Origin of the sequence: Cytobacillus sp., assembly GCF_032154635.1 — a bacterium.
Taxonomy (GTDB): domain Bacteria; phylum Bacillota; class Bacilli; order Bacillales; family Cytobacillaceae; genus Cytobacillus.
Genome location: NZ_JALDXW010000089.1, coordinates 1 through 3,172, shown reverse-complemented (window position 1 = coordinate 3,172; position 3,172 = coordinate 1). Strand labels below are relative to the sequence as shown.

2 protein-coding genes are annotated in these 3,172 nt (G+C 40.9%); both read right to left on the bottom strand.

Features of this window, described 5'->3' with window-relative positions:
- Positions 1-110: 110 nt before the first annotated feature.
- Positions 111-1,403, bottom strand: coding sequence for an adenylosuccinate synthase (locus RUH74_RS24110; RefSeq protein ID WP_313805419.1), 1,293 nt, complete (start codon positions 1,401-1,403; stop codon positions 111-113).
- Positions 1,404-1,665: 262 nt separating this feature from the next.
- Positions 1,666-3,030 (bottom strand): replicative DNA helicase, encoded by a 1,365-nt coding sequence (gene dnaB / locus RUH74_RS24105; protein ID WP_313805416.1) that lies wholly within the window; start codon positions 3,028-3,030, stop codon positions 1,666-1,668.
- Positions 3,031-3,172 lie beyond the last annotated feature (142 nt).

Below are 3,172 nucleotides of genomic sequence, written 5' to 3'. Positions count from 1 at the left end.
TATGACGACGTTTTTTATAATATCATATAAACAATATTTAAAGCAATAACTTTTTTAAATTTTTCCTTGAAAACAAAAAAGCCCTGATAAGATCAGGGCTCCTTCTGCTATTAGTTTTGACGCCAAGGACTTCTAACAACATTTGTTTGTGTACGATCTGGGCCAACTGAGAAGATTGAAAGCGGAATACCTGTTAATTGAGATACACGCTCAAGGTAATGACGAGCATTCGCAGGTAGCTCATCTAAAGTCTTGCAGCCTGTAATATCCTCTGTCCAGCCTTGCAGCTCTTCGTATACTGGCTCACATTCAGCTAGTACCTTCAAGCTTGCTGGGAATTCTTCAATGACTTCTCCTTTATAACGGTAAGCTACACAAATTTTCAGTGTTTCAATTCCTGTTAAAACATCAATAGAATTCAATGAAAGATCTGTCAGTCCGCTTACACGGCGAGCATGACGTACAACCACACTATCAAACCAGCCAACACGACGCGGTCTGCCAGTTGTTGTTCCATATTCACGGCCAACCTCACGAATCTGGTGACCAATTTCATTATCAAGCTCAGTTGGGAATGGACCATCACCCACACGAGTGGTATAAGCTTTAGAAACACCAACTACATGTTTGATTTTTGAAGGACCTACACCGGAACCAATTGTTACGCCGCCTGCAACAGGGTTTGAAGATGTAACAAATGGGTATGTTCCTTGGTCAATATCAAGCATGACTCCTTGTGCTCCTTCAAATAAAACTCTTCGTCCTTCATCAAGTGCATCATTTAGAACGACAGACGTATCGCATACATAGTGCTTAATTTGCTGTCCATATTCATAATACTCATCTAAAATATCTTCGATTTTAAAACCTTCTGTTTCATAAATACGATCAAACAGACGATTTTTTTCTTCTAAATTACGAGCAAGCTTCTCTTCAAATACTTCGCGGTCTAATAGATCAGCAATTCGAATCCCGATTCGTGCTGCTTTATCCATATATGCAGGACCAATTCCCTTTTTCGTTGTACCAATTTTGTTTGCACCTTTGCTTTCTTCTTCCACCTCATCTAATTTTAAATGATAGGGCAGAATAACATGAGCACGGTTGCTAATTCGGAGGTTATCAGTTGTTACTCCCTTTTCATGCAAATAAGCTAATTCTTTAACAAGCGCTTTCGGATCTACAACCATCCCGTTTCCGATCACACATGCTTTATCTTTATAAAAAATTCCAGATGGAATTAAGTGTAGCTTGTAAGTTTCTCCATTAAACTTAATAGTATGTCCCGCATTGTTTCCACCTTGGTAGCGAGCAATCACTTCCGCATTTTCAGAAAGGAAATCGGTAATTTTCCCTTTCCCTTCATCTCCCCACTGTGTTCCAACAACAACTACTGATGACATAAAAGCACCTCCGAGATATTCATTATTAAAAACGGTAGTATACATATTCATTAAAAATCAAAATCAATATTCCTTATATCCCTTTCAAACATTCCTATTTTATCAAGTATCACAGATAAAAGTCAATAAAACACGAACATTTTATATGAAAATATGAAAATACGTTCGTCTAAATAGTAAGATAGTTTCTGGACAGGTTACATATTGCTAACATGCTTCTGACAAATAAAAGAGGACTAGCCTATACACTAGTCCACTTCCTTTATGCACCTGGCGGCATCGATGAGTCATCATACCGCCTCTCTAAGTTTACGAATTTATTATACTCTTTAACAAAGGCTAATTGTACGGTACCAACTGGGCCATTACGCTGTTTTGCAATAATAATTTCAATGATATTCTTATCCTCTGATTCCTTATCATAGTAGTCATCACGATATAAGAAAGCCACAATATCCGCATCCTGCTCAATACTCCCTGATTCACGGATATCTGACATCATCGGCCGCTTATCTTGACGCTGCTCGACCCCACGGGAAAGCTGAGATAGGGCGATAACAGGAACCTGCAATTCACGTGCTAATGCTTTTAATGAACGAGAAATCTCTGAAACTTCCTGCTGACGGTTTTCTCCCGAACGTCCACTCCCAAGAATGAGCTGTAAATAATCAATCAGGATCATTCCAAGACCATGCTCTTGCTTTAAACGGCGGCATTTCGAACGAATATCTGTTATCCGGACACCTGGTGTATCATCAATGAAGATGCCCGCATTTGATAAGCTCCCCATTGCCATCGTAAGCTTACCCCAATCATCATCAGTAAGAGAGCCCGTACGAAGTCTTTGTGCGTCGATATTTCCTTCTGCACAAAGCATACGCATCACAAGCTGTTCAGCGCCCATCTCAAGACTGAATATCGCGACATTCTCTTCTGTCTTGGTTGCAACATTTTGGGCTATATTTAGTGCAAAGGCAGTTTTCCCAACTGAGGGACGGGCACCAACAATAATTAAATCGTTGCGCTGAAAACCGGCTGTCATTTTATCTAGCTCAGCAAAACCTGTTGCAATACCAGTGATATCCCCTTTTCGGTTATGCATCACTTCGATATTATCGTAGGTACGTACAAGAACATCCTTTATGTTGTGAAAAGCTCCAGCATTTTTTCTTTGGGCGACTTCAAGGATATTTTTTTCGGCTTCTCCAAGTAAAACCTCAACCTCGTCTTCACGTGAATATCCGTCTTGAGCAATATTAGTTGCTGTTCGAATGAGGCGGCGAAGCAATGACTTCTCTTCAACTATTTTTGCATAATATTCAATATTAGCCGCCGTTGGAACTGAACCGGCAAGCTCGCTTAAATAGCTTACCCCGCCCGTGTCTTCTAAAAGCTTTGCAGCACTCAATTCTTCTGTAACCGTTACTAGATCAACAGCTTTTCCTTGATCGTTCAGCTTCAGCATGACATTAAAGATCTTTTGATGAGCCGCACGGTAAAAATCCTCCGGAATGAGAATTTCAGAGGCTAATGTGAGGGAGGATGGCTCAAGGAAAATCGCACCAAGAACCGCCTGCTCCGCTTCAATGTTTTGAGGCGGAAGACGATCTGCATATAAATCACTCATCAATAAAACCTCCTTAAACTAAATGCGGAAGCGCCTTGAACAGGGGCGACAAGCATAAGACAAGCCGGCAGGAAGGTTGGTTTTTAACCTTCTTGACGGATTGGCTTATGACCTCGAGCCCCTAGGCGCTGCAGCTGGGTAT

What these genes read in the sequence shown, in the direction of transcription:
- dnaB (WP_313805416.1), bottom strand. Translation starts at nt 3,030, where the DNA reads ATGAGTGATTTATATGCAGATCGTCTTCCGCCTCAAAACATTGAAGCG.
- RUH74_RS24110 (WP_313805419.1), bottom strand. Translation starts at nt 1,403, where the DNA reads ATGTCATCAGTAGTTGTTGTTGGAACACAGTGGGGAGATGAAGGGAAA.